Source organism: Paramesorhizobium salinisoli (genome assembly GCF_003335045.1).
In the GTDB taxonomy this organism is placed as follows: domain Bacteria; phylum Pseudomonadota; class Alphaproteobacteria; order Rhizobiales; family Rhizobiaceae; genus Paramesorhizobium; species Paramesorhizobium salinisoli.
Genome location: NZ_QOZG01000148.1, coordinates 1 through 263, shown reverse-complemented (window position 1 = coordinate 263; position 263 = coordinate 1). Strand labels below are relative to the sequence as shown.

Genomic DNA, 263 nt, shown 5'->3' with positions numbered 1-263 from the left:
CGGTTGACGCCGGACGGCTCTCCCTCCCGCCTGAGCAGGACGAACAGTCGCCGGTAGCGAAACGCCGTCGCTCGTTGGCGAGGTCGCGCAGTCTTGCCCGCAGTTCGACCTCCGGCGGTCGGCAGGACCGATAGCGCACCATCTTCCGATCAGCGGATATGATCTGGCAGGCCCGCCGCTCCGAGAGACCCATGACGGCCTTCAGATGCCCGACGGCTTCACGCTTGGCGGCGGGCCCTACCATTTTTTTGCAAGAAGCTCGC

Annotated in this window: 1 pseudogene; it reads right to left on the bottom strand. The window is 65.8% G+C overall.

The window, feature by feature from the left end:
* A pseudogene (locus tag DUT91_RS25310) lies at window positions 1-263 on the bottom strand (IS3 family transposase); the annotation flags it as partial.